A 23,317-nucleotide genomic window follows, 5' to 3' on the forward strand; every position below is an offset into this window, starting at 1 on the left:
TCGATCCCGGCCCGATTGGTCACGTGACTCAGCTGAGCGACGATATCCCGGCCGAACCTGAGGAAGTCGGCCGCGTCGAATGCCGGCTGACTGTTGTTGATGGCCCATTCCGCACGTGGATCGTTGTTCAGCAGACCCGGATGGTCGAGCATACGCGGCACCGAGTACTTCAGCGCGTGATTGGGGACATGTCAAACCACCCTCGGCGGCGGCAGCACGCGGCACCGGTCAGGGCCGGCGCACCCAGCAAGAAATGGGTGTGCGACGCACCCACCACCGAGGCAAGGCGATGGACGAAAGCCGGTGCATGGCAACGCATCCACGACAACCTACGCGATCGTGCGCGGTAGCGCGCCGGACGTAACCCGCAGCCCACGGCCGCTTTTGACAGCCGCATGTATTTGTGATCTCCGTTATAGTTTGACTATCAATGCGGTACGGTTCAGAACCACCGCAATATTTGAGTCATTAACCCAGTATGCATCCCAGCCTTGTATGGCACCGTAACGTCCCACGTCCGAAATCACATCCATGCGCTCTTCCAATGCTGTTCTTTTTGCAGACTTCTGAGGTTCCATGTCCAATTCTGCACGAATCGATTCCAGTTCCTTATCTCGTTTTGCAGTGAGGGAACGTAAATCAGTTGTTAGCGCGTGAGGATGCATCGCCATGTGGATCACATCGCCCGGATCATCGGATCCTGGGGTTGCATAGTGTTCGGCCGCCTTTCGGAGAGTGTCCGGAGATGTGGTCGATCCAGGTCTGCGGGCATAAACATATGTACCGCTACCGGATTCACCCCGTCCAGGAAAGAGGCTACCAGTTTTGAATTCTTCTGGTTTCTGTGTGCGTCGGAACATTTCAATCCAGCCTGCATCGACAGCCTTGCGCATACCTTCGGCATCCACAAGGCGAGGTGTGCCATCGAAGCCTTGGCGCTTGAGTATCCTCGCCAGCGCTGGATCGCCACGCTCGACACGCCCGAGGCGCCGGACTTGCCTCGCTACCCGAGGATCGCTGCGCTCGAAGCGCTGGCCTTCGAGGTAGACCTCGTGATAATCGAGATGATTGGTCAGGTTACGGTTCGTTTCTCGCAAGTCCATCCCTCGGAGCCCTTGCGCGATCTCAGCATCGGTTTGTCCGATTCCGGACACCCGGTGAAGTTCGTTACCAAGCTCTCTCAGAGGACGCTCGGCAAGGCGGGCTTTACCTTTTATCAAGCCAACGACTCTCTGGAGCATTTCGAAGGCCGTCCTCCTGAGCAATGCACCCTCCCGGTTTCGATGAGCTGAGCGTGTCCTCGGCAGAGGTGTAGTCGGAACCGGGAGGGTGTGTTGCGCCTTGACTCTTTTCTGATCACGACCGCCGCGGCCGGCTTCACAATCGGATCACCGGCCCGCAAATGGCTCACCACTGCTCCAATGATCAGCCCGACCAGACCTATCGCAGCAGCGATAGCCAACGGCGTGAATGCCAACCCTCATCTATACCCCGCCTTCGAAATCGATCCTTCGATCCGCGTGCACTAAAAGCGCACTGCTGCAAAGAATTAGCCGAATCAAGCCGTCACTGATGATATCGCTGTATAACGGCTCATCACATGCGGAATGGTCGACGAGTCGACTAGCGGCCTGTGGTGTACATCTCAGCGCCGCAGACAGTTTGCTGATCGGTGCCGTGGAGAACGCTCCACTTAAGTTAGCACCATTGCACACTTTTTACTTGGATGAATTCGTCAATAGTCTTGAAAGTATGCGGAGCGGTGGAGTGCGAGTTGCCCGCCTTCCTCGCTCTCTGGAACAGCGAGCATCAACCACGGGCCCTCACGGTCGAAGGCAACCCGAACCAGTTCCGCACTCTCGGCGAGATCGCCCGGCTCGCCGATGTGACCGGATCGACCATCACCTGTCGCAGTCGGCCCACCACACCACCCGATCTGAATCGAACACAGTTTCGATTATACTCCTGGCATGTCGGCCACGGGTGATCGTGACTTGCTCAACGACTCGTGTCTTCAAATGGGCCTGCACGGCCTGACCAGGATGTGCACCTGGGGTACCCCAAAGCCACACATCGACCGGGGGTATGCCCCTACGGGATTCCGGTCAGCGGATGCCGAAGTGACGTGCGCGTAGCTCGCCCAGCACGCGGCTCACCGCAGCCGGGTCGGCGTCGGTGAGTGCTGCCCAATCCGCCATCGAGTAGTTGCCGCGCTGGGCGATGATGCCGCCGACCGCGTGCAGCACGACCAGATAGGCAGGACGAATCGACCTGCGGCAAGACCTCCTGAACGGTGCACTAAGTGACCCCTCTATCTGTGCCGCTCCCAGGGCCCTGAACAGGGGATTGAACGCCGAGAGCGACTGGGACGCAGGGCTTATTGGAGGTCGGACGCCGGGTTCGGCCAGGTGGGTGTCGGTGGGCTCGGTCAGAATGCGCGGATGGGAAAGCTTTGGTTGGAGGCCGACGAGGGTCGGCTCGTTCGTGCCGATCTCATCGCCGAGTGCCGGGTCGAGAGGATCGCGAAGGGGGACTCTCGCCTGCCGCAAGAGTTCACCATCCAGGCTCAGATGACGTACCTCACGGGCAACCGCTACGGCGATGTCGACCTGAGCCCCGCGGCGCATCGGTTCGGACGCTACGGATCCGAGGAGCTCGCGGCGAAGCAGATGCGGGATCTGGTGGATCGGATCTCCGACCACCCGGCCGAGCAGGCGGCTGTGATCCGGTTGCCCGCGAACGGCAGGATCGTGATTGAGCTCGTCGGGTCGCGCGGACCGGCCTCCTGACCTGACGAAGATGCGGGCCTGCGACAAAACCCAGTTGTCGCACCTCGCCCCGCGGGCGTCGTTACCGTTCGCGCAGTCCGTCCACCCTCGGTCTCATATCGGCGCAGCCACGTGTAGTACGTGCGATGGCTGATGCCGAAGTACCGGCAGGTCATCGCGACGTTGCCGGTGACTTCCTCGACATGACGAAGGACCGCCAGGCGCCGACGCACCTCGCGGTCCATGACAGGCTCGCTCACCCGAATCTCCCTACGGTTCACGGGGACCGAGTGTCAAGCTTCTCCGTCAGTTTTCGTTCAGCTGGACCTCACACGCCTTGTGGCGTTGTTAGAGTTCAGCCGGCGAAGAAGGTGCGGAGGTCGCCCGCCAGGAGGTCGGGGCGTTCGAGGGCTGCGAAGTGGCCACCTTCCTCGAAACGGCTCCAGTGCACGATGTTGGTGTTTTCGCGTTCGGCGAAGACCCTGATCGTCTGGAAGTCGTCTTTGAACACGGCGACGCCGGTGCGGGCGGTATTCGCACGCGGTTCGGCCTCGGCCCGCGCGTTCTCCAGATAGCTGCGGCTCATTCCGGACGCTGCGTTGGCGAACCAGTTCACGGTCACCTCGAGCAGGATCGTCTCCAGCGGCACGAGGGATGTGCCGTTGCCGAAGGAGTTGAACAGCTCGCTGTAGGCGAGCAGTCCGACTGGCGAGTCGCTGAGACCTACGGCCACGGTCTGCGGGCGTGACGCGTTCATCGTGTTGTAGCCGCCGACCGACTGGAACCATTGCATGTGTGCGAGGCCGGCGTGGTCCGCGGGCTCCAAGCGCTCGAACTCGGCCGGCTCACCGGACGGGAACGAGAACAGTTGTAGAACGTGCAGTCCGAGGAATCCGTCAGGGTTCAGGAGTCCCAACTCCCGGGCGATCATCGCGCCGTTGTCCGAGCCGTGGATTCCGTAGCTCTCGTAGCCCAGGCCACGCATCAGGCGGTCGTACGCCGCGGCCACTCGGGCGGTCGTCCAGCCTGCCTCGGTGACCGGTTGTGAGAAGCCGTAGCCCGGCGCGTCCGGGATGACGACATCGAACGCGTCCTCGGCGCGGCCGCCGTGCGCGACCGGGTCGACGAGGCGGTCGATCAGGTCGAGGTAGTCGACCGACGAGCCGGGGTAAGTGTGCGCGAGCAGCAAGGGGGTGGCACCGGGGTGAGGGGAGCGGACGTGGATGAAGTGGAACGTTTGGCCGTCGATCTCGGTGGTGAAATGCGGTACGGCGTTGATACGCGCCTCGGCGGCACGCCAGTCGAAGGCGCGCCACGCTTCGAGCGCCGTGCGCAGGTAGGAGTTCGGGGTGCCCGCATCCCAGTCGTCGGCCGGGGCCGGCTGCGGCAGGCGGGTGCGAGCGAGCCGGTCATGCAGGTCAGCAAGCTCGACGTCGGTGACGGCGACGGTGAAGGGGCGGAGGGCGAGGGAAGCGGTCGCGTTGTTCATGTCGAAGACGATATGAGCTAATTAGGCGGAATCATTTCCTAATAGCAGGAGGAGTTTTCGGTGACCGATCCGACCGCGCGGTTGCTGTCGTTGCTCGCCCTGCTCCAGACCGCGCGGGGTCGGACTGGCCGGGAGCTGTCCGAACGGCTCGGCGTCTCGGCCCGGACGGTCCGCCACGACGTCGAGCGGCTGCGTGAGCTGGGCTACCCCGTCGAGGCTAAGCGGGGCGCCGTCGGCGGGTACCGGCTCGGCGCCGGCGGAAAGTTGCCGCCGCTCCTGCTGGACGACGAGGAGGCCGTGGCGGTCACGGTCGGGCTGCGCGCGGCGGCGGGCATTTCAGGTGTGGAGGAGGCGGGGGCACGAGCGCTCGCGAAACTTGAGCAGGTGCTGCCGTCCCGGCTGCGGCCGATGGTCGACGCGCTGCGGTCAACGATCGATCGAGGCCTGGAGAACATTGGCACCGACGCGCCCGATCCGGAGGTGGACGCCGCCGTACTACTGGAGATTGCCCGGGCGATCCGCCACGTCGAATGGCTCCGGTTCGACTACGCAGACGAACCGCGGCTGGTCGAGCCGTACCGGCTGCTCAGCTGGCAGCGGCGCTGGCACCTCGTCGCCCGGGATCCGCAGGACGGCAGCTGGGACACCTTCCGCGTCGACCGGATGGCGCCACGGATGCCGACCCGCCGCCGCTTCGCCCCGCAGCCGCTGTTGGGCGGTGACTACACCGCTTTCGCGATGCGCACGATCGCCGCGAAAGGCTGGAACGTGCACGCACGCCTTCGGGTCGACGCGCCGGCGGAAGAAGTCCTCGCCCGAATCAACCCGACGGTCGGCGTTGTCGAACCCATCGACGAACTGCACAGCGTCCTCGTCACCGGCGCCGACAGCCTGGACACGATCGCCGCATACATCGGGATGCTGATGATGGACTTCACCGTCGAGTCCCCGCCGGAACTGCTTACGCTGCTGCGGCTGCTGTCCGACCGCTACCAACGCGCGGTTGACAACTCCTGAATCCCTTCCCGCGCGGCACCGCTCCGTCGACTAGTCCCCGGTCGGCAGGCCAGGTGACAACAAGTGCCAACTGTCACCTGTCGGCACAGAATGTCAGGGGGGTCGCCATAGTATCGACCGAATTTCGGGCGGATTGTGCGTCACGAACGCAGAGAGGGGCTGGAGATGTAGGAGAAGCTTCTCGAAGCGGTGCTGCGTGAGAGATGGAGGATGCTCGGCCCTCCAGCGTCGCCCTGCACGGGGGAGGCCCGTCGGTGTCCGACGCAGTCAATGTGTCGGTAACTGAGTCTTCGCTCATGCTCATCAGTTGAAGCCTGCGCAGCAGATGCCAGTGCGCGAATCTCCCGGTAGGTGGTATCGGTATGTCTCGGTATGTCCCCGATGCGGGAGTGTCACCGGTCGGCGCAGGGTGGTTGTCGTACAGGAAACCCGGGTCCGGGCGCTGTCGATAGAGCATCCGGATTGCGCGACTCTTCAGCGGTCCCGCTTCGAGCAACGCTGCTGGAAGGACCACCAATGACGATGGCCCGTCAGCGGAACCACGATCTCGTGTCTTCGGCAACGCCGCCGAAGCTGTGACGAGGTCCCGGATACGGCAGGAATCACCGAGGCCGGGACCGGGACACCATCGGGCGACGAATGCGACAACCCGGCTCGACCAATGGATGCCGAGCCAACGGTGACACAGGTGGCACATCGCCCCCACGACAACAGATGCTCCGGTGTACAGAACGATATTTTCGGCATCGTCTGGGGCCGGCCGACTGGAACCCGATCACCATGACAACTACTCTCTTGCCCCTCGCCTACGGATATGTGCGCGACGATCTGCTCGATGACCACGATCCTGGTTCGAGTGAAGACCGGCTGCGCGAGATCGCCGGCTCGCTCGGCTACGAACTGGGCACGGTGTTCCACGAGCCCGCACCACAGAACGTGACACTGCCGCCGGCGTTCGTCGATCTGGTTCAGGAATGCCGGCGTGCCGCAGCACACGCGGTGATCACGCTGCGTGGGCACATGTCACAGATGGCCGTGTGCCGGATGGTGCTGCTGAGCATCCTCGACGTGCGAGCCGGAGCCGCAGTCCACGAAGTCACGGCGTGACCCAACGCCACGACACTTGCGCGCGCCCCACCTGAATCGATAGCGTCGGCCGCTGGTCAGCCTGACCATCGCGCGGCTATACGCCGAAAAGGCCCACTCCCAGGTTCATTCGCACTGACGGACGCTGGTAGAGGTGCATCAGGATTGGGAAGTGCCTGCGGCACTGCGCTAGCAGCACCCTATGGTCCGACGTGTCGAGAGCCTGATCTGGTGGGTGGGCCTGACCGAGAACGATCTGACCTCGCTGGACCAAGACGAGACCGACCATATCCCCTCAACCTGATCAGGGTGATCAGTCATGAACCCGGCTGTACCCGTGGGGAAGCCGTCGAACAAGTCCAGCGCCAAATACGCGAGAAACGCGCCCACATCAACGCGGTGATCCGCTACTTCCCGGCACCGCTACGCATGATTCCTGGGCTGTCCGACCGAAAGAAGGAAGACATGGCACTGTACGAGAGCCTTCGAGACGTGATGCTCGAAGCACACCAGACCGATCGATACACCCAGAACGCGGCCCCGTCAGCACCAGACCTGGAACGTCTCCACCGCGAGGTCTACGCGCCCGCATCCACCATCTGTGCCGTCGAGGCCGGCCGCGCCGGTCGAGTCGACAGCATGTGTTGCCACGGTGTGAGCGGGATGTACACGGCATGGTGAGGGCGGTCATGCTAATTCCTGCTATCGTGCTTGGCCGACGAAAGTTCTCCTGGTGTGGTGTCTCATCAACGATCGTTCGCGAGACACCCTCGGCGGGAGGGTGTTTCCGCAGGCCGGATCTGTAAAGCATTCCGTGTACGCGCCAAAGTATACCTGTCGGGGGTTTCCGATACATTCCGGGGTTCAGGCATTCGCGACCTCCGGGCAGCGGTCGGTGGCGGCGGAGCGGTCGACCACCACACCCAGCTCGGCCGTGTCGGCCAGCGCTTCGAACACTCCCAGGGCGGCGGTGTGCGTCTCGTCCCACGCCCCGCCATAGGCGGTGGCCGCCATTCCATGCCAACTCGTCATCAGCCCGTCGACCTCCGCCGACGCCGAGCGCAATCCACTGATCAGGTTCTGCGCGGTCTGCTGCACGTAACGCCCGGCATCGCAAACATGCTCGGGAACCGAGCACGAACGTGGTAGGTGACGCCGCGGCAGCGGCGGTATCAGTCACGGGGATGGCTCCTCGTTCAAGGGGATTCGGGGTGACTCTGTCAGAACGTAGGACGCACCCAACAGGCATTCGGTCCATATCGGCCATAGTCGTGGTTGCCGCGGCCCGGGGGGTGTACTCGGGTACCGCCGATCCGCGGGAAGTGCGGCAAGTTTTCTTCGAGTGGAACCGAACGGTTCGGCCGGTGGAGTCCATCTGCGCGCAATCTGTTGGTAGCCAACGGGATAGCGCTCTGACCAGGGATGTTTCCAGCGGCCAGTCCAAATCTGCGAAATCTGGCGCTAGCGCGCTATCGCGCATAGGTACCGACTGTGTGCGATAACTCTTATGCCGACCTCGGGAAACGCCCCTGCCCGGGGCACGACGACTCCGGAAACTATGTGCGGTAAGGCTTACCGCCAGTTCTGACGGACTTGGACCCCACGGGCCATCACCTGGTCGAACAGCTCCAGCACGTCATCGACCGCACGCGAGCGCAGCGTGAAAACCGTCGCGACCAGCACCGCCAGCAAATGCTCCCGCTGCATGCGCCGCAGCTGCCCCGCCCGCCCCGACAACCCGAGCGTGGCCAACCCCAACAGCCGCCGCGGCGGCACCGCCGAGACACGTCCACCGAGCCCGGCACCAACGCGTTCACATCCCGCAACCGGCCCAACGCGGTCAGCAGTCCCTTCGCCGACGCCTTGAACACCCCGCGCCGCAACCGCTCCAGATCGATGACCCTGCGCCGGTTCTCAACCCGAGGCTCCAACATGCCCAACAACACTCGCGCATCCGCCGCAGTCAACGAGTCCCCCAGCTGCGCCCACAATCGCTGATCAGCGGCCTGACGGCCCGCGGCCAGCAGCCGCTCCAGGGTCGTCACGCCCTGCGGCAGCAGGACACGACGGTTACACAACCACGCCCACCGCACCGTCGAAGATCGCCTTCGGGCCGTCGCCAGTCATCCACGCCTGATCCGCGATCCAGCCCGCCAACTCGCCCTCGACCTCAGCGAAGGGCACCAGGGCGTGCTCACGTTGGATCTCCCAAACGTGCTCGAGCTTGGTCTTCTCCCGATCCACATAGCTCTTCACGCACGCCGGATCAGCGATCCCCAACTGCTCGGCCAGATAGTCAACCAACTCCGACGGCACGCCAAGAGGATCCGGCAGGAACATGCCCAAGTACCGGACCGTCACCAACTGCAAAGCAAACCCAAGCCGGTTCGAATCCCGGCGGCGAGCCGCGATCAGCTTGCGGTCCTCATCGTCGAGATGGAAAAACCGCTCCAGCTCCACCCGCGACAACACACCGAAACGGCCCGCCACACCCTCATCACGCACAGCCGCACATGAAACCACCAGCACCACAACCACGCTCAAGGTTTCCGAATCAAAACAAGTGGTCTGCTCAGCCGACAACCTTCAGCACCGAAACCCGAATCCTTAGCGCCGGATCCCGTTCAGTTACACCACTACTGCCGTGAACGAGAACCTGGATCTGGTGGGGAATTCCATGAACGCTGACAGCCGAGCGGAGAGAGTGTGACGTGACGATGCTCTCGTTGCCAGCCTGACCTGGTAGTTCCAGGCTCGTACAGGTAGTGGACGACGCGGTCTGGACGACACCTCGACTGTGAACGGGAGATCACCGGACATGACCCCTCCTACGCTTCGGCGACCCGCCGAGACCACCCTCACATCCCAGCGTCCCGCTCGCTTCGCGCTTTGGGACTGTCAAATTAACGGTGTAATCGGTTGATTTGTGGTTACTTTCGTCCGGCGGACAGGCGGCCGTCGAAGGTGATCTCGAAGGCGTTCAGGGCTGCCTTCCATCGGTTTGACCATCGTTGGCGTGCCTTGCCGGCCCCGGAATCCTGAAGCTGTCAGGAAGTGCAAAGTAGGGCCAACGATTTTCCGATGAGCGCGAGTATCTGGCTGGCAAGTTGTTCCGCTTCCTTGGAACTGGAACGGCTCAAACAAGGGTCCACATGGCGGACTGGGCGTGCTTGGGCCTTTGTCGTCAAGGCGTGTGGCGCTTACGCCCGGCGGCTCTGAACTCGGCTTGTCGCCGGTGGTGTCGGTGCCCTGGCGCACCATGGGTCCATGGGTACGCACGACGCCGCCAACGCGGCCAATGCTGAAGCAGCCCGCGCTGCGGGATGGCCGGAACTCACCGGATCCGATCAGCAAATCCAGTGGGCCATCAGCATCCGCGCGAACAAGGTTCGCGAGCTCGACGCCGCAGCCGCTGAGATGTCGACGTCCGGTGCCGATCGTGCCCGATTCCGGGAGGCTCTGCTGCGTCAGACCCGGGCGGGCGAATGGATCGACGGCCGCTCTCACCTGTGGCAGGCGCTGGCCTTCTGTTGGCTCACCGCCGATGAGCGTGCAGCTCTGCTCGCGAGGGGCGCGGATCGCCCCTGATCGTCCGTACGGCCGAGGCTGCCGAGCAGGATCGTTTCAGCGTTTTCTCGGGCTCAGTCCCAGGGAGTCGGTCCGGTGTGTGATTCCCACGCTGCGAGTTCTCTTGCCGGGATGAGCAAGATCCTGGCCTTGGCCGCATACGCCTGTGCTTGCGGGGTGAAGGTATGTGCGGTAGTCACCACCGCCGCCACGTCGGCCCGGTGGATGGTGTGCGCGGTTCCAGCGAATCGCTGCACGTCTGGGCTTCCTACGCTACGGCCGTTGCGGTACCGCTTGGCCTGCAGCACGATTCGGCGGCCATCTGGTGCCCGGGCGATCACGTCGGCGCCGAGGTCACCAGATCCGCCGACCACCTGGACATCGGTGCAGCCGTCACGCCGGCACAACGCGGCCAGCGCCTCCTCGAACTCGGAGGGACTCAGCGAGTTCTGCCGTAGCGCCGCCAGCACCCGCGCGTCATCGCGAGCACGCACTCGGCGGCGATGCCACACCGCCAGTACCGCCGCGACGGTAGCGACGGCAAGCACGCACACCGCCGTAAAAGCGAGTACGACGGCCTGCCGTTCGGCGATACGCGTGACCTCCGGGATCACCGCGAGCGCAGCGATGGCGGCCATGAACATCAACCCCGCCGCGTCCGATCCGCGGCTGCGACGACTACGTCGTCTTCCCATTCCGGCGCCCCCTCAGCAGCCCGGCTGGAACGGGTAGCAGCCTGCCGGAAGCCGTGGTTGCGGCGCCGGAGCTTCCTCGGGCGGCTGCGGGGCTGGTGCCGCCTCGGTGATCGGTGGCGGGGGCGGTAGTTCGGCTTGTATGGCTGGCGGCTGGATCGTTTCCTGGGTTGTCATCGGCTGCGCGGTGGGGTGGTGGGGGGACGCGATCAGCCAGATCCCGGCGCTGAGTGCGATGAGCGCCAGCGCAGCAGCGCTCAGCGGTCCTACGAGGCTGCGTCGCACCGGTTCGGGTGCTGGTGGTGCAGGGCTGGCATCAGGCGACGGCACGAAGTCGGCGGGTCCACGCTCGAGATCGCCGAAGCGATTCGCCGCTGGAATCACCGTGCGAACCGCGGGTTCTGGCGAAGGCAGCGACAGTGGTGTCGCCAGGTGAGGCGGTGGTGAGGTTGGTTGCGGCCGGCGGGGCGGTTCCATCGCCGGTGCGACCGGTGTGATCGCGGGGCCGGAGATGTCGGTGCTCTGCTTCGGCAGTTGGATCTGGCCGCGCGGGTGATGATTGCCTGCTTCACTTCGGTTTTGTCGTTGCGCAGCAATGTGGTCCGTCCCGCGCGGTACCAGTCCTCGTAGCGGCCGACTCCGCCGTGGTTCTCCCCACCGCAGGCACAGACACATCTGAAGACTGTGTAGGGATTCGCGTCCTTGCAGTTGGTGTCACACTGCATCGTCTTGGAGACCTCGAGCCGTAACTCGATCTCGCCGTACTCGTCGGCCATCGCCGCAGCCAACGGCAGCATGTGCTCCCGGCCGATCTTCCACGCAGTGCAGCCGTTGCGTTGCACCGTCGTGAGCCTGACCTGGTTGCCGAGTACTTCCCTGAGCCAGTACCGGTTCGAGCCGTTCTCATAGGGCAGGTAGGCGTACAACTCGGTCGTTCTCTCGGTTCCTGGTTTGATCGCGCGCTCGACCCACGGGCGGCTCGACATCGGTTCTCCCCCTTCGGTTTCCGGCCAGTTCACCGCCGGGTGAGATTTCATGTCGAGCCAGTGTGAACTCGAGTACCGACAGCATCGGCGCTGATCATGACGACAGCCGTGACAATGTCACGGCTATGCGTCATGATCACGAACTTTTTCGCGCTTGCGGCGGCGGTAGTCGCGTTGACGGCAGGTCGGTGAGCAATGACGGGCATCGGCTCGCAGGTCCCGGCCGCCTGGGTAGATCCACCAGCCACAGCCAGGACAGATAATCCCCACCTCCGGCTCTTCGGCAGCGACAAGCCGCTGGCCGGCGGCTAGTACCTGCTCATACACCACACTGAACCTCTTGCGGGCCCGGTAGGCGCGGGCGACGCAGGCCGGACAGCAGTAGCGACGCCGGGGATGAGCGTCGCGAGGAAGTGCCGTCCGACATACAGGACACCGACGGCGCGAGCGTCGGCCCATCCTTCAATTGTCGCGGTTACAGCCCGATAGGTGAAGAGCGGCTGGTTGCGCCGTCAGCGCGGAAGCGGTTCCAGTGCCCGCCAGGTTCGCCGTGGCGCAGTAGGTCGCGGGGGCGTCCGCTGGCCACCAGGATCTCGTCCACCTGGCCCCTCAACTGGACACGCGGACGCATGGCCAGATGTGCACGTGTCCCGTGGGCATGAGTACGCGGGCACGCGTATACGCGCGTATACGCACGCGACAAATCGGGCAGTAATTCGCAACGGATCAGGTTGTGCCGTGCTCCGGGCCGCTGTTTAGCTTTTGGTGCTGCCCCACCTGGTAGCGCAGATGAGGACAGCGGACCCTGCAACCCTGTAGAGGAAAAGGAATACCGAGGTAGATGAGCGTAGCCAAACCGCCGGTTGAACAGCGCCCGAATCCGGCTGACTCCCCAGAAGAGCCGACCTTTCACCCTCTTGTGACGCTCTCGTTGGCCGTCAGCCTGGCCGCCGCGACTGGGTTGCTGGCTGACTGGCCGTCAGCAGTGACCGTTTTCTCGATCACGATCGGGTTACTCACCGCGGTTGGACATCGACGGCCTCACCAGTAAGTCGGCTGCTGGTACCCCCAAAGCCCTTGACCCACGTCGCAACTCCCGCTGGTCGGCTATGGGCTCAGCTCATGCGCGGACTGGCGGGGTTCCGGTAGTAGTGGCGCGATGCGTGGATTGCCGGTCACCCCTTGGTCTCGTGGTGCAGTCCCAAGGGGGTGACCTTCATGGGTTTTTGGCCTGGCGATACGCTGAAATCCGCTGACTACCGGAACCCCTTGTCACTAGGCCTGCATGCGGATCAGATCAATGACGACCTTGGGAATCTGGGTGCCGACGCAGGTTGCCCTAACGCATGCCCCGATGACGGGATGCTGGGTACCGGCGATCAGAAGGGCGGAGACGCACCCGCCGCCGATCGTGAGAATGCGGTCCATCAATCCCGCGATCGAATTGTTGGCACGCACGGGTTCGGTTACGTTGGGCATTGGAGCCCTACCTCCTGAGGTAGCTGAGACTCGGTCATTTGACTCGGCATTGGCTCCGTGGGCCGCCCCGTGGATCCAGGCAAGGACCGGGGCGGTTCACGACCTCGAGCACACTGTCGAACCGCATCTGACGCTACCGCCAACATCTGGTTGCAAGACACTCGCGCTGCGGCGAAATGTCGCTATACGAGCCGTTTTTGGCATAATCTGTGCGAGATAGATCTCATCAAATGCGAATTATGACCTAGAGAGCAAAATTTCAGCTATCTGCATTGGTAGGTCGCCTCGGGTGGCCTTCTCTTGAAGGTTCGACCCATGGGCCCAGCTCGGGCGGCCTTGCTGCTTCTGGGTGGAAGTAATACCGGGTGCTTCGAGTCACTCGGTGGCGGGCTCCTGACGTGGCAGGTCGGCTAGGGCGACCGGAAGATTAGTGCAATTTTTTCTCGATCGTGACCTACGTCTCTTTCTGGAGTTCTAGGGCAATTTGCGGTGAAATCGCGCAGAGGTGCGTCAGCTGTTCGAGGTTGTGCGCCCTGCCTTGTCACTCAGCTATCTGAGATTGGGTGTGTGGAAACCTCGTGGTCGCCGCGTATGCGACCCTGTGAACGCGAGAACCGGCCGGATAGCCGCCGGCCGGTTCTCGTTCTGTGTAGGGGTTTTTCAGGCTGCTTCCAGGTACCAGTACCCGCCGGGTTCGTCGTGGTGCAGTAGGTCGCGGGGGCGTCCGCTGGCTACCAGGATCTCGTCTACCTGGTCTCTCAACTCGGCGTCGACGGTGTTCTCGGCGGCGTACAGGGCCAGGGGCTCGATGGAGATCCGGGCGTCGGGGTCGACCCACAGGCACACGTCCATGTACGGGCGACAGCCGCGGGTAGCAAGGACCCGGTATGCCGTGCTTATGGCGTCTGCGCCGGCGCCGAGGTTGTTCTCCAGCATCGCGTGGTTCCAGGTCAGCTGGTCTGGGTGGGTGTCGATCAGCTCGGGCCAGTTGATCGGGTGTTGGGTGCGTCCGAACTCCGGCCAAGGCCCTTCCGGCAGTTCGAGTTCCGCTCCGGCGATTGCGTGTGCGAGCGGCCCCGGTACCTGCAGCAGATGCGGCGGCAGCATCCAGGTCGCGCCATGACCACACCCGTAGTCGTCTCCCTCGGTGGTCCCCAAGGCGGTGCTGCGCAGTGCGTCGGCCAGCTCGGCGGCGGCTGGGGTGAACTCGGCGCGCAGCTGCCATTCCTCATCCGGATCGTGCAGTGTCAGTGCCCGCACATCCGCGTCGGTCACCTGGACCGGGCTCTTCCAATTGGTCATCTCTGTTTCTTTCCTTCGGGTTTTCCGGCGCTCGGCTGAGCGTCGGTAGCTTCGGCGAGGTAGCGGTACAGGGTGGCTCGCGATACCCCGAATGCTTCGGCGACTTGCTCGACGGGTTGGTCCTCGCGCAGTGCGGCCCGTGCCATGGCGAGCTGGGCGGGGCTGAGTTTGCGGGGCCGGCCGGGCTGTTTGCCCTGGGCGGCAGCGACTTCCCGGGCGTGCGCGGCGCGCTCGCGCATGAACACGCGCTCCATGTGCGCGAACAACGCCAGCATCGCCACGGAGATCTCCGCCATGCCTGAGGTGTCGGTGGTGTCGATCGGCAACGGATCGCGCAAGGTCTTCACCCCGACCCCGCGCTCGGTCAGGTCGTGGATGACGTTGAGACACTCACGCAGGTTGCGGCCGAGCCGATCCAGGTTGGTCGCGACGATGGTGTCGCCTGGCCGGGCGTAGCGCAGCAGCTCGGTGAACTGCGGGCGGTCGATGGTGGCGCCGGTCTTCTTGTCGGCGTAGATCCGCTCCTCCGGTATCCCGTGCTCGCCCAACGCGACGAGTTGACGTTCGAGGTCCTGATGGGTGGTGGAGACGCGGGCGTAGCCGAGGTCCATCTACGTGCCTTTCCGCCCGGCGCCGCCGAGCAGTGTCGTCGCGAGGACCACATCGACGAGGTGGTCCGGAGCGCGGTAGAGCCCGAGTCGTCCCGGGCCCGGAATTGGTTCGTCGAACGGCTGGGCGCCGCCGAGGACCCAGTGGAATGTGCCCGGGTCCTGAAATCCCCAAGGGGCGCAGCAGCCGGCGGTCGGGTGGACGTCGAGCACCTCGACCGTTCCGAGGAACCCACCGGGACTTCCACTCGCGGAACCGAACTCGAGAATCCCCAGCGTGCGAGACAACTTGGCGGCCGCTGGTACCCAGGTGCGCCCGGCATGGATCACCAGACGACCGCGGCAAGCGGTGGACCAACTGCGGTTCTCGATCGTCTTGTGTCCAGCCATGATCAGGTTCGCCCATGGCCTCCGCGCGCTCGGGACCCGCAGATCCGGCCGCGCTGGCGCCGCGGTCACCGGAGCCGCAGTGCGCGGTTCAGCACACGCGCGGTCTCGGGCAGGCCTGCCGCCCGCAGTGCGATGACGAGCGCGTCGTCGGTGAGTTCGTTGTGGAAGAGGGCGCCCTCGATGAGGGCCAGCCTCCCGGCCTCGACTTCGGTTTCCATGTGGGCCTCCCCAGCTCGAGCGATAGTCTCATAATTCTATCATGTGACGCAATTATGCGACGTAATTTCGAGATAAGAATATGAGACTCGCTGACGTGGGATTACCTTCCAGCACTGTCGATGTTCGAAGTCGTCGTCACCGGTGTTCGAAGTCGTGTGCACTTGGCTTGTGGTGTCGGGCTGTAGACCTTGGTCAGGCGTCGTTGTCGGCGAGGTGCGGTAGAGCGAGGCGACTGCGGGGTGCGGCATGAAAGTATTTGTGCCCAACGGCGACACCGGGTCGTTGAGGCTCGGTTTCAATGCACCCGCCAGCGCGGCCCAACCCGTCGAGTTCGCTTACCACGGGTCCCGAGAATCGCGAAGCCACCCCCCGAGAGGCAAAGTGAGATCGGAGACACCCGAAACCGTCCCCAGGGGGCACGGCGCCGGATCTGACGAGTCCGGCTAGCTCAACAGGTTCGGCACATGGGGGTGATCGGGCGATGCGGCGCAGGCGCAGATGACCAGGTCCCATGCGTCACCGATATTGATCTTGGTCGGGCACCCGTTGCCCCCGGCCAACATGTCAGGCCGATCCTCGTCGGGGACCCAGCTGTGTTGTGCCCCGTCCCGCTCCCATGAGGCGATGGTCAGCAACGGTTCGGTGGGCTCCCCGCAGCCCGGGCACGGCTCCACCCAGGGACCGCTGCCGTGCCAGCCGATCCAGCCACCGATCTTCCACCCGGGCGCGACAGACAGATCCGAGTTGTACGGACTCTCGATCTCACCGAGGTCTTCCACATCGATGCCGAGGTATGCGGCCTCCCACTGCTGCAGCTGTTGTTGCAGATGGTCGTCGAGTTCGGAGGACCTGGGGTACTCGGTCACCTGCTCCGGCGCGATCGTGCACGGTTCGGGGACGAACTGCCCCAGCCCGTCTTGAACCACCGCGGGCTCGGGGGGATCGGCCAGAATGTCGGTGACCATGGCTGCGGACCGCCACACCACAACGGTCTTGGGGATCAGGTACTCGTCGTGCTCGAACGGGCACCACAACACCTGCAGCAGATCCTTGCCCGCGGGCGCTCGCAGGCCGGGAACGTCGCGGACATACAGTTGCGCAATCGGCAGCATGGCAATCGGGCCCTCGGGAAGCACCGGATCCGGGTCATACAGTTGCTGAAACTTCGCCAGATCCTCCGGGGTGTTCTTCCATTGGTAGTCGTCCTCGCTCAGCGCAGCCTCGTCGCAGACGGCGTCCTGCCGCTTCGACCGTGCCTGCCTCAGCGACATCACCTCTCCCCAGTGCGGGTCGTGACAGTGCGGCCACGGCTCACCCGCCGGCCACAGCAGCGGCCCACCCACGGAACTGTCGTAGCACGAGGGGCTGCCGGGGCGAGGGTGCAGCCGAGTCGCGGTCCGGGCAAGCGGCGCCAGAGCGGGAATCACCGCTGCTATATCGACCGGCCGGGGCGCGGTGGTGCGGGTCATACAAAAACCTCCACGAAGGCAAGGACGTCCGGCTGGCTGGTACAACGCGCAGGCTGTCGCGATGCGAGTTCCCAGGCTAAACCCCCCGATCTCATCAGCCTCTCCCCACGGCCGGGACGGCCGAGCGAGGCTTGATCCGCGCCGCTGCCAATGGCGACCAGCGATCGCCCGGCCGGACCGGCTCGATAAGAACCGGTGGTAACCACGAAAGGCCGTCCGGTTGGGGTATACCCAACGTCGTCTCCGCCAGGCACTCGAAAGGCGTCAGAGTAGCCCACCTACCAGGCATTTTCTGACGACCATCCGGCCAGCCCTGAGACTTCAGGCTGACAGAGGGTAATCCGTTCGCGCCCTATCCGCCCAAAATTCGACGGGGACCCTGAATGGCGCCCGCGGCGGAGTGGCCAGTGCGGCAGCGCTCGATGTCGGTGCCTCGGTATACGATTCGTGGCAACTGCGAGGGCTGCGGGTTCGAGTCCCGTCACCTCCACTCACGGGGGTGTAGCTCAGTTGGTAGAGCGTCGCTTCGACCACAGGGCACCCGTTGTCCAGGTAGAAAGGCCCCGTCAGCTGGCGGGGCCTTTCGCATTGATACCGTCGAACAGCGCTGGCGACCACGCGACTTGGGGGCCGATAACACCGAATCACGCGGTACCAAGGATTTGGGGGACCAGCGGCGCGAGTGTGCTGCGCGCCTTCTTCAGCGAGGACCGGATGGTCTCGGAGGTGACACCGAGGCGGCGAGCGATCTCGGCGGGTGTGTAGCCCTGCACGGTGTAGGCGAAAACCTGCCGTTGCCGTGGTGGAAGTCGCTGCAGCGCTTGCAGGGTGTCTTGCTGGGTCAGCATCGCGTCGATGGACTCCGCGGCGGCGGTGAAGAGGAGGTCATAGCTGTTCGCCCATTCGTGCCGGGTGCCTTCGATGGGCAATTCGTCGAAGGAGACCTCACGGCCTGTCGCCTGTGCCCGTTCCAGAACATTCGCAGCGTGACCTTCAAGACCCACGCTTTGGGGTGAGTGATAGACCCCCAATTGTCGAAGGCCTGTTCCATGGCCTCTTGAGTAACCTCGGCGGCATCTGCCGCTGAGGCACCGTGAAAACTCAAGAATGCCAATACTGTTGGTCGGTGCTCACGGTAGAACTGTGGGAACTCGGAGTCCCGATTACCGTGGAGGTGTCGGACCATTTCAGGACCGAATAACAGCTCTACCTCTCGTTTGATGCGAATCAGGTCGAGCTCGGTCAGCCTCGACGCCGCTCGTGACCTCGTCATCGCCCGCCGCATCAGCGCCTACGATTCCGAGGCAGCCGGATCACCAGCATGTCGGCGGTCGCGAACCAGGCCCGCACCGCCTTGGCCACCGTTACGACGATATCGACCAGCAGCAGCGCACCCAGGAGGAGCGCGCTGGCCTGCGCACCGAGGGCCGAAGCGGAGTGGGCTGGTGCGAGGAAGTGGACGAAGACTGCGATGGCGGTCAGCGCACCCGCCCCGGCATGGCGGTAGAGGGCCTGTACAAGGCGAGCGTCGAGGTAGACCTGGTCGGCGCCAGGCAGCGGAAAATCAGCGTTCACGTCGCTACTTTCTGTGCGTCTGTCGAAAGATATCGACCTGATCCACCCCGCGCTCCGGCCAAGAAGTCCGAGCGGATCAAGCCCTGTACATGCAGTTGTGGGTCGGATCCTCCTCGCGCCGACGAGTAGTAGTCCAGCCGCCTTTGCTGGCGTGTGAACAGAGTCACATCCGGTTCACGATTGGGACCCCCTAACCCACTAATCGACCAGGCGCGTTCTGTGCGTCTGTCGAAATGAGGTCCGCCGCCCGCGCTCCGGCCAAGAGATTGGGCGGCGGACTTCCCGATGTCGAGCCCGCATCCGGACGATCGATTGGCCTTGCGGCCGAAGTCATCCCAGGTTTCCGACCGCCAAGTAGCGGCCTCGTGCGGCTCGGGGTGGTCAGCCTTCGACGGCCACATGCTTCCTGCTGCCAAGCTCGGGGACGTGCTCGTAGAGGGGTGCCGCGCGAGACCCCGAGCAGCCGGGCCACCGACGACACCGTTTCCTCCGGGCGGGTGAGGATGGCGCGGGCCTGGCGGATCTGTTCGGCGGTCATGGCCGGTGGCCGGCCGAGGCGTTGTCCGCGGGCGCGGGCGGCGGCCAAGCCCTCGTTGGTGCCGTCGACGATCAGCTCGCGGATGAACTCGGCGAGCGCGGCGAACACATGGAAGACTAACCGGCCGCCAGGCGTCGTGGTATCGAGAGCTTCGTGCAGGGAGCGGAAGCCGATGCCACGCTTGCGGAGTCCCGCCACAATGGAGATGAGGTCCTGCAGGGAGCGGCCGAGCCGATCAAGTACTGAGCATCCTCGACGTGCGAGCCGGAGCCGCAGTCCACGAAGTCACGGCGTGACCCAACGCCTCGACACCTGCGCGCGCCCCGCCTGAATCGATAGCGTCGGCCGCTGGTCAGCCTGACCATCGCGCGGCTGTACACGCCGGGTCTCGCAGACGGCATTCGAATTCGGCGGCCAACTTCTCGATTGCATCGCGGTGGTCCGTACTGCTAGCGGTGCACCGCGTGCTGGCCGAGCTACGCGAACGCCACTTCGGCATCCGCTGACCGAACTCCCTTCCGAGGCGGGGTGCCGGTAAGAATCGCGCCACACGAGGCAATCGGGGCATGACGGCAACGAATGTCGGCCAAACGCTCTGTGCTGTGTGGTGTTTCCGCAGGTAGGCGCTGCCTGAGCAGCAGCGTCTACGCCATCCATGGGTCCCGAATACGCCGATAGCGAAAACTCGATTCAAGATCACATAATGGCCGTTTTACCTGGGTTTTCTCTCGCCGTATGCCCGAGGTGACGCCATCCTTCGGGATCGGGGCCGTCGGTTGCGGGGTTGCGCGGATCGCATGTCGGGGCCATAAGATTTAGACCAGTCGGTGTGACAGGTAGGGATGTCGGTTCGACCGAAGATTGGTTCGAGATGACGTCTCCCTGCTGGATGCGCTGTGATCGATAAAAGTTTATATCGGGTGTTGTCAGCCCTGCGTGACAGGTTGATACGAGCTGCGCCAGAGGTCGCGAAATTACGGGCGCATCCGTCCGCTGCTGGCGCGGACGCGCTTCGTGGTGCGGTGAATCAGTACAGCGAGGCCGAAAATATCGCTAGAACGAAGTTTCTACCGAGCGCGGCGGAACAAGCAATGCAGACGGCGGGACCCGGCAAACCAGAACCCCTTTCCACCAATTTGACCTCGATCTTCCTCGGACGCACCGCCGGTGGTTCCCGCAGCGTCTACAAGCCCGCGTACCTCGAAAACCTGACCGAAGTCGTACGAAGGCCGGAAGGCTATTACGTGTGGCATCCTCTGCGCTACGGGATCGGGCGCGGCGGAGGCGAACTCGCGAAACGGGAAGTAGCTGCATTCCGGGTCGACGAGGCCCTCGGATTCGGTCGGGTACCACCCACCGCCATGGTCAACGGGATCTACGGGCCAGGCTCACATCAGTTGTGGGTCTTCTCGACGCCCAGCCACCCGGGAGTAGCCCGGATAGTGCAGGAGCAGCAACTGGGACGCATACTCTCGAAAACCGAGAGGCGGGAGCTTCTCCGGTTGAATGCCCAATACCCGAAGGTACAGCGGGAACAAATGGCCGTACTCGACTACGTCATAGGCAACACCGATCGACACATGCACAACTATCGCACCGGCCACGACGGCGAGATCGTCGCCATCGATCATTCGTTGAGTTTTCCCGAATTTCCCGATTCACGTGTCGGTATACGCTCAGACTTCACTCTCGAGTTCCACAACGTCGGCCTCAGCGAGGACGTACTGCGCAGCGTGCGTGCCGTCGATGTGGACCGATTACGCACCGCTTTGGACGACCTTGGTCTGAGCCGCAAGGCCATCGACGGCGCACTGGATCGCCTGATCGAAGTACGCACCCACGGCAGAATCACCGGGGAAGCCTGGCCCGGTGAAATCAACGAAGGTTATGCATGGCGGAACCCCGTACAGGGCGGATGAAACTCGCAAGTTTGGGGTCCCGGTAGTAATCGCGCGAGAACAACGAAGTTGCCTTGACCAGCGGCGATGGCAGGGTTGGGGATGCCGGGTAGGTGAGTGCCGCGACTGCTATGCCCGTGGCGCGGTGCCGCTGATGATGCGGTGGATGGTAGAGCGGCCGACGCTGTATTCCTCAGCTAGGTCGGCCAGGCTCGCGTCGTCGGGGTCGTGGTAGCGGCGGTGGATCGTTTTGCGTGCTGCCAGAGGCAGTTTCGGCTGCTTGCCATTGAGTCGGCCTTTCGCGCGGGCCGTGGCCGCGCTGCCGGTGGTGGTGGCTCGGCTGACCCTTACCCGGCCACGACCGGCTACGCCTCGATCGCCCGGCGGGACGGCAGCAGCTCGTCGTACTTGCTGACGTCGGGCATCGGGCGATCCTGCCCAGCGATGAGTTGACCGTGGCCCTTGCCGAGTTCGGGAACGTACTTGTAGAGCGTCGACCGTGAGACGCCCAACAGTCGGGCGATCGAGGACACCGACTCCTCGGGTTGGGTCAGCATCGCGCGGGCCTGGCGGATCTGCTCGGCGGTCATGGCCGGCGGTCGGCCCAGCCGTTGCCCGCGGGCCCGCGCGGCGGCCAAGCCCTCGTTGGTGCCCTGCACGATCAGTTCCCGGATGAACTCCGCCAGGGCGGCGAACACGTGGAACACGAGCCGCCCGCCGGGGGTGGTGGTGTCGATGGCTTCGTGCAGGGATCGGAATCCGATGCCGCGCTTGCGAAGTCCGGTGACGATTGAGATCAGGTCTTGCAGGGATCGGCTGAGCCGGTCCAACGACGGCACGACCAGGGTGTCGCCGGATCGCATGTAGTCCAGGCACTTCCAGAGCTCTTCGCGCTCGGTGTCCTTGCCGGATCTCTTGTCGGTGTAGATCTTCTGGCAGCCCGCCGCAGTGAGTGCGTGGATCTGACGGTCGAGCAGCTGCCCGGTGGTGGACACCCGGCCGTATCCGATCAGCGCGCCCCCGCCGCCGATCGGATCGAGCGCATCGCCGTCGAGGACGAGCGGATCCGGGATATCGAGAGTGCGCGCCGTGTCGATCATGCCCGGGAGTGTAGGAGAAAGGGCCGACACGGCTTGTTGGACAGTCGGTTTCCGCAACACGTTTGTTCGACAGGTGGGTGATTCGGCTCGACCCTCCGTGAACAGGGGTTCGATCAAACGGGGCCGACTCGGGTGCAGGTGTCGGTAAACCGATCGTTTCTAATGCACGGTCTGCTCATCGCGCCACGGGGTTGTTTGTTGAGCAGGTCTACCTGCAGCGTGTCAGTCCTGGCATGTGAGGGTCTTGTCCGCGGTTGGTGTCTGGGATGTGTTTCGGGCTCGGCTGAGGTGTCCGGCGATCGACATGGTCGCGGCGAGACCGGCGAATAGTACGGGAAGGGTGAATGGTGTTCGGCCTTCGGTTGTTGTGAGTATGTGGCCGGCGGTGATCGTTCCGATGGCTGCTCCCGAGGCGGTCCCGCTGGAGAGCCAGGCGAATGCTTCGGTGAGTGATTGTCTTGGGCAGGTTTGTTCTGTCAGTCCGGTCAGGATGGCAATTGTCGGGGCGAAAGCAATGCCTCCTACGGTCAGGATGCAGGCTGTCTGTATGAAGCTGGTGGGCAGTAGCAGCAGGGTGGTGGTTGCAAGGATCGTAGATGTGCCGATCACCAGGCGTTGGTACGTCACGGTAGGCGACCAGGCGGCGTAGGCAAGCGCGCCGGCGGAACTGGTCGCTGCCCACAGCGCTAGCACCAGGGTACCGAGAACGGGGGTGGGGGCGCGGGCCACGATGATCATGTCTGTGGCGCCGAGGATGCCGCCGATAGCGAATGTGATCGCACACAGTATCGGCATTCCTGGCTGTGTGATTGCCCGTAAGGGGCGCGAACCGGTGTTCGCCACTGCAGTTTGGCTGCTGGGCTGGGCGGCCAGCCACAGCATGCCGGTCAGTGTCGTGCCCAGAACTGTGAGTATCCCCGCGGGCCAGGCGATGGTGGTGAGGATACCGATGACGGCGGGTCCAGCGACGAACAGGATCTCGTCCAGGCTGGATTCCAGGGAGTAGGCCACCGCCACCATGCGGGGTGTTGTGTGTATGGTGGCCCAGCGGGTTCGGATCATCGCGCCGACCGACGGCATGGCTGAGCCGGTCACGGTTGCCCCTAGCAGCAATCCCCAGTCGGAGTGCACTGT

Annotated in this window: 27 protein-coding genes and 2 pseudogenes; 7 read left to right on the plus strand and 22 right to left on the minus strand. The window is 64.0% G+C overall.

Going from position 1 to position 23,317, the window contains the following annotated elements; genetic code table 11:
* Nucleotides 1–413: 413 nt before the first annotated feature.
* Nucleotides 414–893, minus strand: coding sequence for a hypothetical protein (locus AB0B25_RS30080; RefSeq protein ID WP_357186689.1), 480 nt, complete (start codon nucleotides 891–893; stop codon nucleotides 414–416).
* Nucleotides 894–932: 39 nt separating this feature from the next.
* Between AB0B25_RS30080 and AB0B25_RS30085 the strand changes: the two genes are divergently transcribed.
* Nucleotides 933–1,292, plus strand: a complete 360-nt coding sequence (locus tag AB0B25_RS30085; RefSeq protein WP_357186691.1) for a hypothetical protein — start codon at nucleotides 933–935, stop codon at nucleotides 1,290–1,292.
* On the opposite strand, the gene AB0B25_RS30090 is transcribed toward AB0B25_RS30085, so the two are convergent.
* Nucleotides 1,217–1,477, minus strand: coding sequence for a DoxX family protein (locus AB0B25_RS30090; RefSeq protein WP_357186620.1), 261 nt, complete (start codon nucleotides 1,475–1,477; stop codon nucleotides 1,217–1,219). The genes AB0B25_RS30085 and AB0B25_RS30090 overlap by 76 nt on opposite strands.
* A 628-nt stretch (nucleotides 1,478–2,105) precedes the next feature.
* Nucleotides 2,106–2,246, minus strand: coding sequence for a hypothetical protein (locus tag AB0B25_RS30095; RefSeq protein ID WP_357186623.1), 141 nt, complete (start codon nucleotides 2,244–2,246; stop codon nucleotides 2,106–2,108).
* 195 nt (nucleotides 2,247–2,441) lie between these two features.
* On the opposite strand from AB0B25_RS30095, the gene AB0B25_RS30100 reads away from it, so the two are divergent.
* Nucleotides 2,442–2,789 carry a hypothetical protein gene (locus tag AB0B25_RS30100; protein WP_357186694.1) on the plus strand — a complete coding sequence of 116 codons (348 nt, stop codon included), beginning with the start codon at nucleotides 2,442–2,444 and terminating at the stop codon, nucleotides 2,787–2,789.
* Nucleotides 2,790–2,884: 95 nt separating this feature from the next.
* On the opposite strand, the pseudogene AB0B25_RS30105 reads toward AB0B25_RS30100, so the two are convergent.
* A pseudogene (locus AB0B25_RS30105) lies at nucleotides 2,885–3,013 on the minus strand (helix-turn-helix domain-containing protein); the annotation flags it as partial.
* A 110-nt stretch (nucleotides 3,014–3,123) separates the two neighbouring features.
* The gene (locus tag AB0B25_RS30110) at nucleotides 3,124–4,257 is read right to left on the minus strand and encodes an epoxide hydrolase family protein (protein WP_357186626.1); all 1,134 of its coding nucleotides are present in this window, start codon (nucleotides 4,255–4,257) and stop codon (nucleotides 3,124–3,126) included.
* A gap of 60 nt (nucleotides 4,258–4,317) precedes the next feature.
* Here AB0B25_RS30110 and AB0B25_RS30115 point away from each other — a divergent pair, with 60 nt between their 5' ends.
* The 3 genes from AB0B25_RS30115 to AB0B25_RS30125 all read left to right on the plus strand — a co-directional run bounded on the left by AB0B25_RS30115 (nucleotide 4,318) and on the right by AB0B25_RS30125 (nucleotide 7,041).
* Nucleotides 4,318–5,274 (plus strand): WYL domain-containing protein, encoded by a 957-nt coding sequence (locus tag AB0B25_RS30115; RefSeq protein ID WP_357186628.1) that lies wholly within the window; start codon nucleotides 4,318–4,320, stop codon nucleotides 5,272–5,274.
* 780 nt (nucleotides 5,275–6,054) lie between these two features.
* Entirely contained in the window at nucleotides 6,055–6,381 is a 327-nt protein-coding gene (locus AB0B25_RS30120; protein ID WP_357186631.1) for a hypothetical protein, read from the plus strand.
* Between the two features lie 288 nt (nucleotides 6,382–6,669).
* Nucleotides 6,670–7,041, plus strand: a complete 372-nt coding sequence (locus tag AB0B25_RS30125) for a hypothetical protein (RefSeq protein WP_357186634.1) — start codon at nucleotides 6,670–6,672, stop codon at nucleotides 7,039–7,041.
* 183 nt (nucleotides 7,042–7,224) lie between these two features.
* Here the strand turns inward: AB0B25_RS30125 and AB0B25_RS30130 are convergent, their stop codons facing one another.
* The 3 genes from AB0B25_RS30130 to AB0B25_RS30140 all read right to left on the minus strand — a co-directional run bounded on the left by AB0B25_RS30130 (nucleotide 7,225) and on the right by AB0B25_RS30140 (nucleotide 8,943).
* The gene (locus AB0B25_RS30130) at nucleotides 7,225–7,536 is read right to left on the minus strand and encodes a WXG100 family type VII secretion target (protein WP_357186686.1); all 312 of its coding nucleotides are present in this window, start codon (nucleotides 7,534–7,536) and stop codon (nucleotides 7,225–7,227) included.
* 396 nt (nucleotides 7,537–7,932) lie between these two features.
* On the minus strand, nucleotides 7,933–8,136 hold the full coding sequence (locus AB0B25_RS30135) for a hypothetical protein (protein WP_357186637.1): 204 nt from the start codon (nucleotides 8,134–8,136) through the stop codon (nucleotides 7,933–7,935).
* Between the two features lie 294 nt (nucleotides 8,137–8,430).
* On the minus strand, nucleotides 8,431–8,943 hold the full coding sequence (locus AB0B25_RS30140; RefSeq protein WP_357186640.1) for a DUF4158 domain-containing protein: 513 nt from the start codon (nucleotides 8,941–8,943) through the stop codon (nucleotides 8,431–8,433).
* Nucleotides 8,944–9,627: 684 nt separating this feature from the next.
* On the opposite strand from AB0B25_RS30140, the gene AB0B25_RS30145 reads away from it, so the two are divergent.
* Nucleotides 9,628–9,948 carry a hypothetical protein gene (locus AB0B25_RS30145; protein ID WP_357186643.1) on the plus strand — a complete coding sequence of 107 codons (321 nt, stop codon included), beginning with the start codon at nucleotides 9,628–9,630 and terminating at the stop codon, nucleotides 9,946–9,948.
* 53 nt (nucleotides 9,949–10,001) lie between these two features.
* Here the strand turns inward: AB0B25_RS30145 and AB0B25_RS30150 are convergent, their stop codons facing one another.
* From AB0B25_RS30150 to AB0B25_RS30205, 12 genes and pseudogenes are all read right to left on the minus strand, one after another.
* A complete protein-coding gene (locus AB0B25_RS30150; RefSeq protein ID WP_357186646.1) occupies nucleotides 10,002–10,565 on the minus strand; it encodes a restriction endonuclease in 564 nt (187 codons plus the stop codon).
* Between the two features lie 434 nt (nucleotides 10,566–10,999).
* Complete coding sequence (locus tag AB0B25_RS30155; RefSeq protein ID WP_357186649.1) at nucleotides 11,000–11,656, minus strand: hypothetical protein; 657 nt, start codon at nucleotides 11,654–11,656, stop codon at nucleotides 11,000–11,002.
* Nucleotides 11,657–12,880: 1,224 nt separating this feature from the next.
* Nucleotides 12,881–13,084: a hypothetical protein gene (locus AB0B25_RS30160; protein WP_357186652.1), complete on the minus strand. Its 204-nt coding sequence runs from the start codon at nucleotides 13,082–13,084 to the stop codon at nucleotides 12,881–12,883.
* A 660-nt stretch (nucleotides 13,085–13,744) separates the two neighbouring features.
* Nucleotides 13,745–14,386, minus strand: coding sequence for a hypothetical protein (locus AB0B25_RS30165; RefSeq protein WP_357186655.1), 642 nt, complete (start codon nucleotides 14,384–14,386; stop codon nucleotides 13,745–13,747).
* Complete coding sequence (locus AB0B25_RS30170) at nucleotides 14,383–14,997, minus strand: recombinase family protein (protein ID WP_357186658.1); 615 nt, start codon at nucleotides 14,995–14,997, stop codon at nucleotides 14,383–14,385. Before AB0B25_RS30170 ends, AB0B25_RS30165 begins: the two co-directional genes overlap by 4 nt.
* A complete protein-coding gene (locus AB0B25_RS30175; RefSeq protein WP_357186661.1) occupies nucleotides 14,998–15,453 on the minus strand; it encodes an ASCH domain-containing protein in 456 nt (151 codons plus the stop codon). It lies immediately after the preceding gene.
* A complete protein-coding gene (locus AB0B25_RS30180) occupies nucleotides 15,450–15,602 on the minus strand; it encodes a hypothetical protein (RefSeq protein WP_357186664.1) in 153 nt (50 codons plus the stop codon). Before AB0B25_RS30180 ends, AB0B25_RS30175 begins: the two co-directional genes overlap by 4 nt.
* 444 nt (nucleotides 15,603–16,046) lie before the next feature.
* Nucleotides 16,047–17,072, minus strand: coding sequence for a hypothetical protein (locus AB0B25_RS30185; RefSeq protein WP_357186667.1), 1,026 nt, complete (start codon nucleotides 17,070–17,072; stop codon nucleotides 16,047–16,049).
* Between the two features lie 644 nt (nucleotides 17,073–17,716).
* Complete coding sequence (locus tag AB0B25_RS30190; protein ID WP_357186669.1) at nucleotides 17,717–18,076, minus strand: sigma-70 family RNA polymerase sigma factor; 360 nt, start codon at nucleotides 18,074–18,076, stop codon at nucleotides 17,717–17,719.
* Nucleotides 18,077–18,081: 5 nt separating this feature from the next.
* A pseudogene (locus tag AB0B25_RS30195) lies at nucleotides 18,082–18,357 on the minus strand (hypothetical protein); the annotation flags it as partial.
* On the minus strand, nucleotides 18,357–18,647 hold the full coding sequence (locus AB0B25_RS30200) for a hypothetical protein (protein ID WP_357186672.1): 291 nt from the start codon (nucleotides 18,645–18,647) through the stop codon (nucleotides 18,357–18,359). The gene AB0B25_RS30200 and the pseudogene AB0B25_RS30195, both read right to left, overlap by 1 nt.
* A gap of 190 nt (nucleotides 18,648–18,837) precedes the next feature.
* Nucleotides 18,838–19,383, minus strand: a complete 546-nt coding sequence (locus AB0B25_RS30205; protein ID WP_357186675.1) for a recombinase family protein — start codon at nucleotides 19,381–19,383, stop codon at nucleotides 18,838–18,840.
* 893 nt (nucleotides 19,384–20,276) lie between these two features.
* Between AB0B25_RS30205 and AB0B25_RS30210 the strand changes: the two genes are divergently transcribed.
* Nucleotides 20,277–21,104: a hypothetical protein gene (locus AB0B25_RS30210; protein WP_357186678.1), complete on the plus strand. Its 828-nt coding sequence runs from the start codon at nucleotides 20,277–20,279 to the stop codon at nucleotides 21,102–21,104.
* Nucleotides 21,105–21,448: 344 nt separating this feature from the next.
* Here AB0B25_RS30210 and AB0B25_RS30215 read toward each other — a convergent pair whose 3' ends face one another.
* Nucleotides 21,449–22,183 carry a recombinase family protein gene (locus AB0B25_RS30215; RefSeq protein ID WP_357186680.1) on the minus strand — a complete coding sequence of 245 codons (735 nt, stop codon included), beginning with the start codon at nucleotides 22,181–22,183 and terminating at the stop codon, nucleotides 21,449–21,451.
* 222 nt (nucleotides 22,184–22,405) lie between these two features.
* Nucleotides 22,406–23,317: hypothetical protein (locus tag AB0B25_RS30220; RefSeq protein WP_357186683.1), on the minus strand; the 912-nt coding region annotated here is incomplete at its 5' end.

It is taken from the genome of Nocardia sp. NPDC049190 (assembly GCF_040648115.1).
Taxonomy (GTDB): Bacteria; Actinomycetota; Actinomycetes; order Mycobacteriales; family Mycobacteriaceae; genus Nocardia.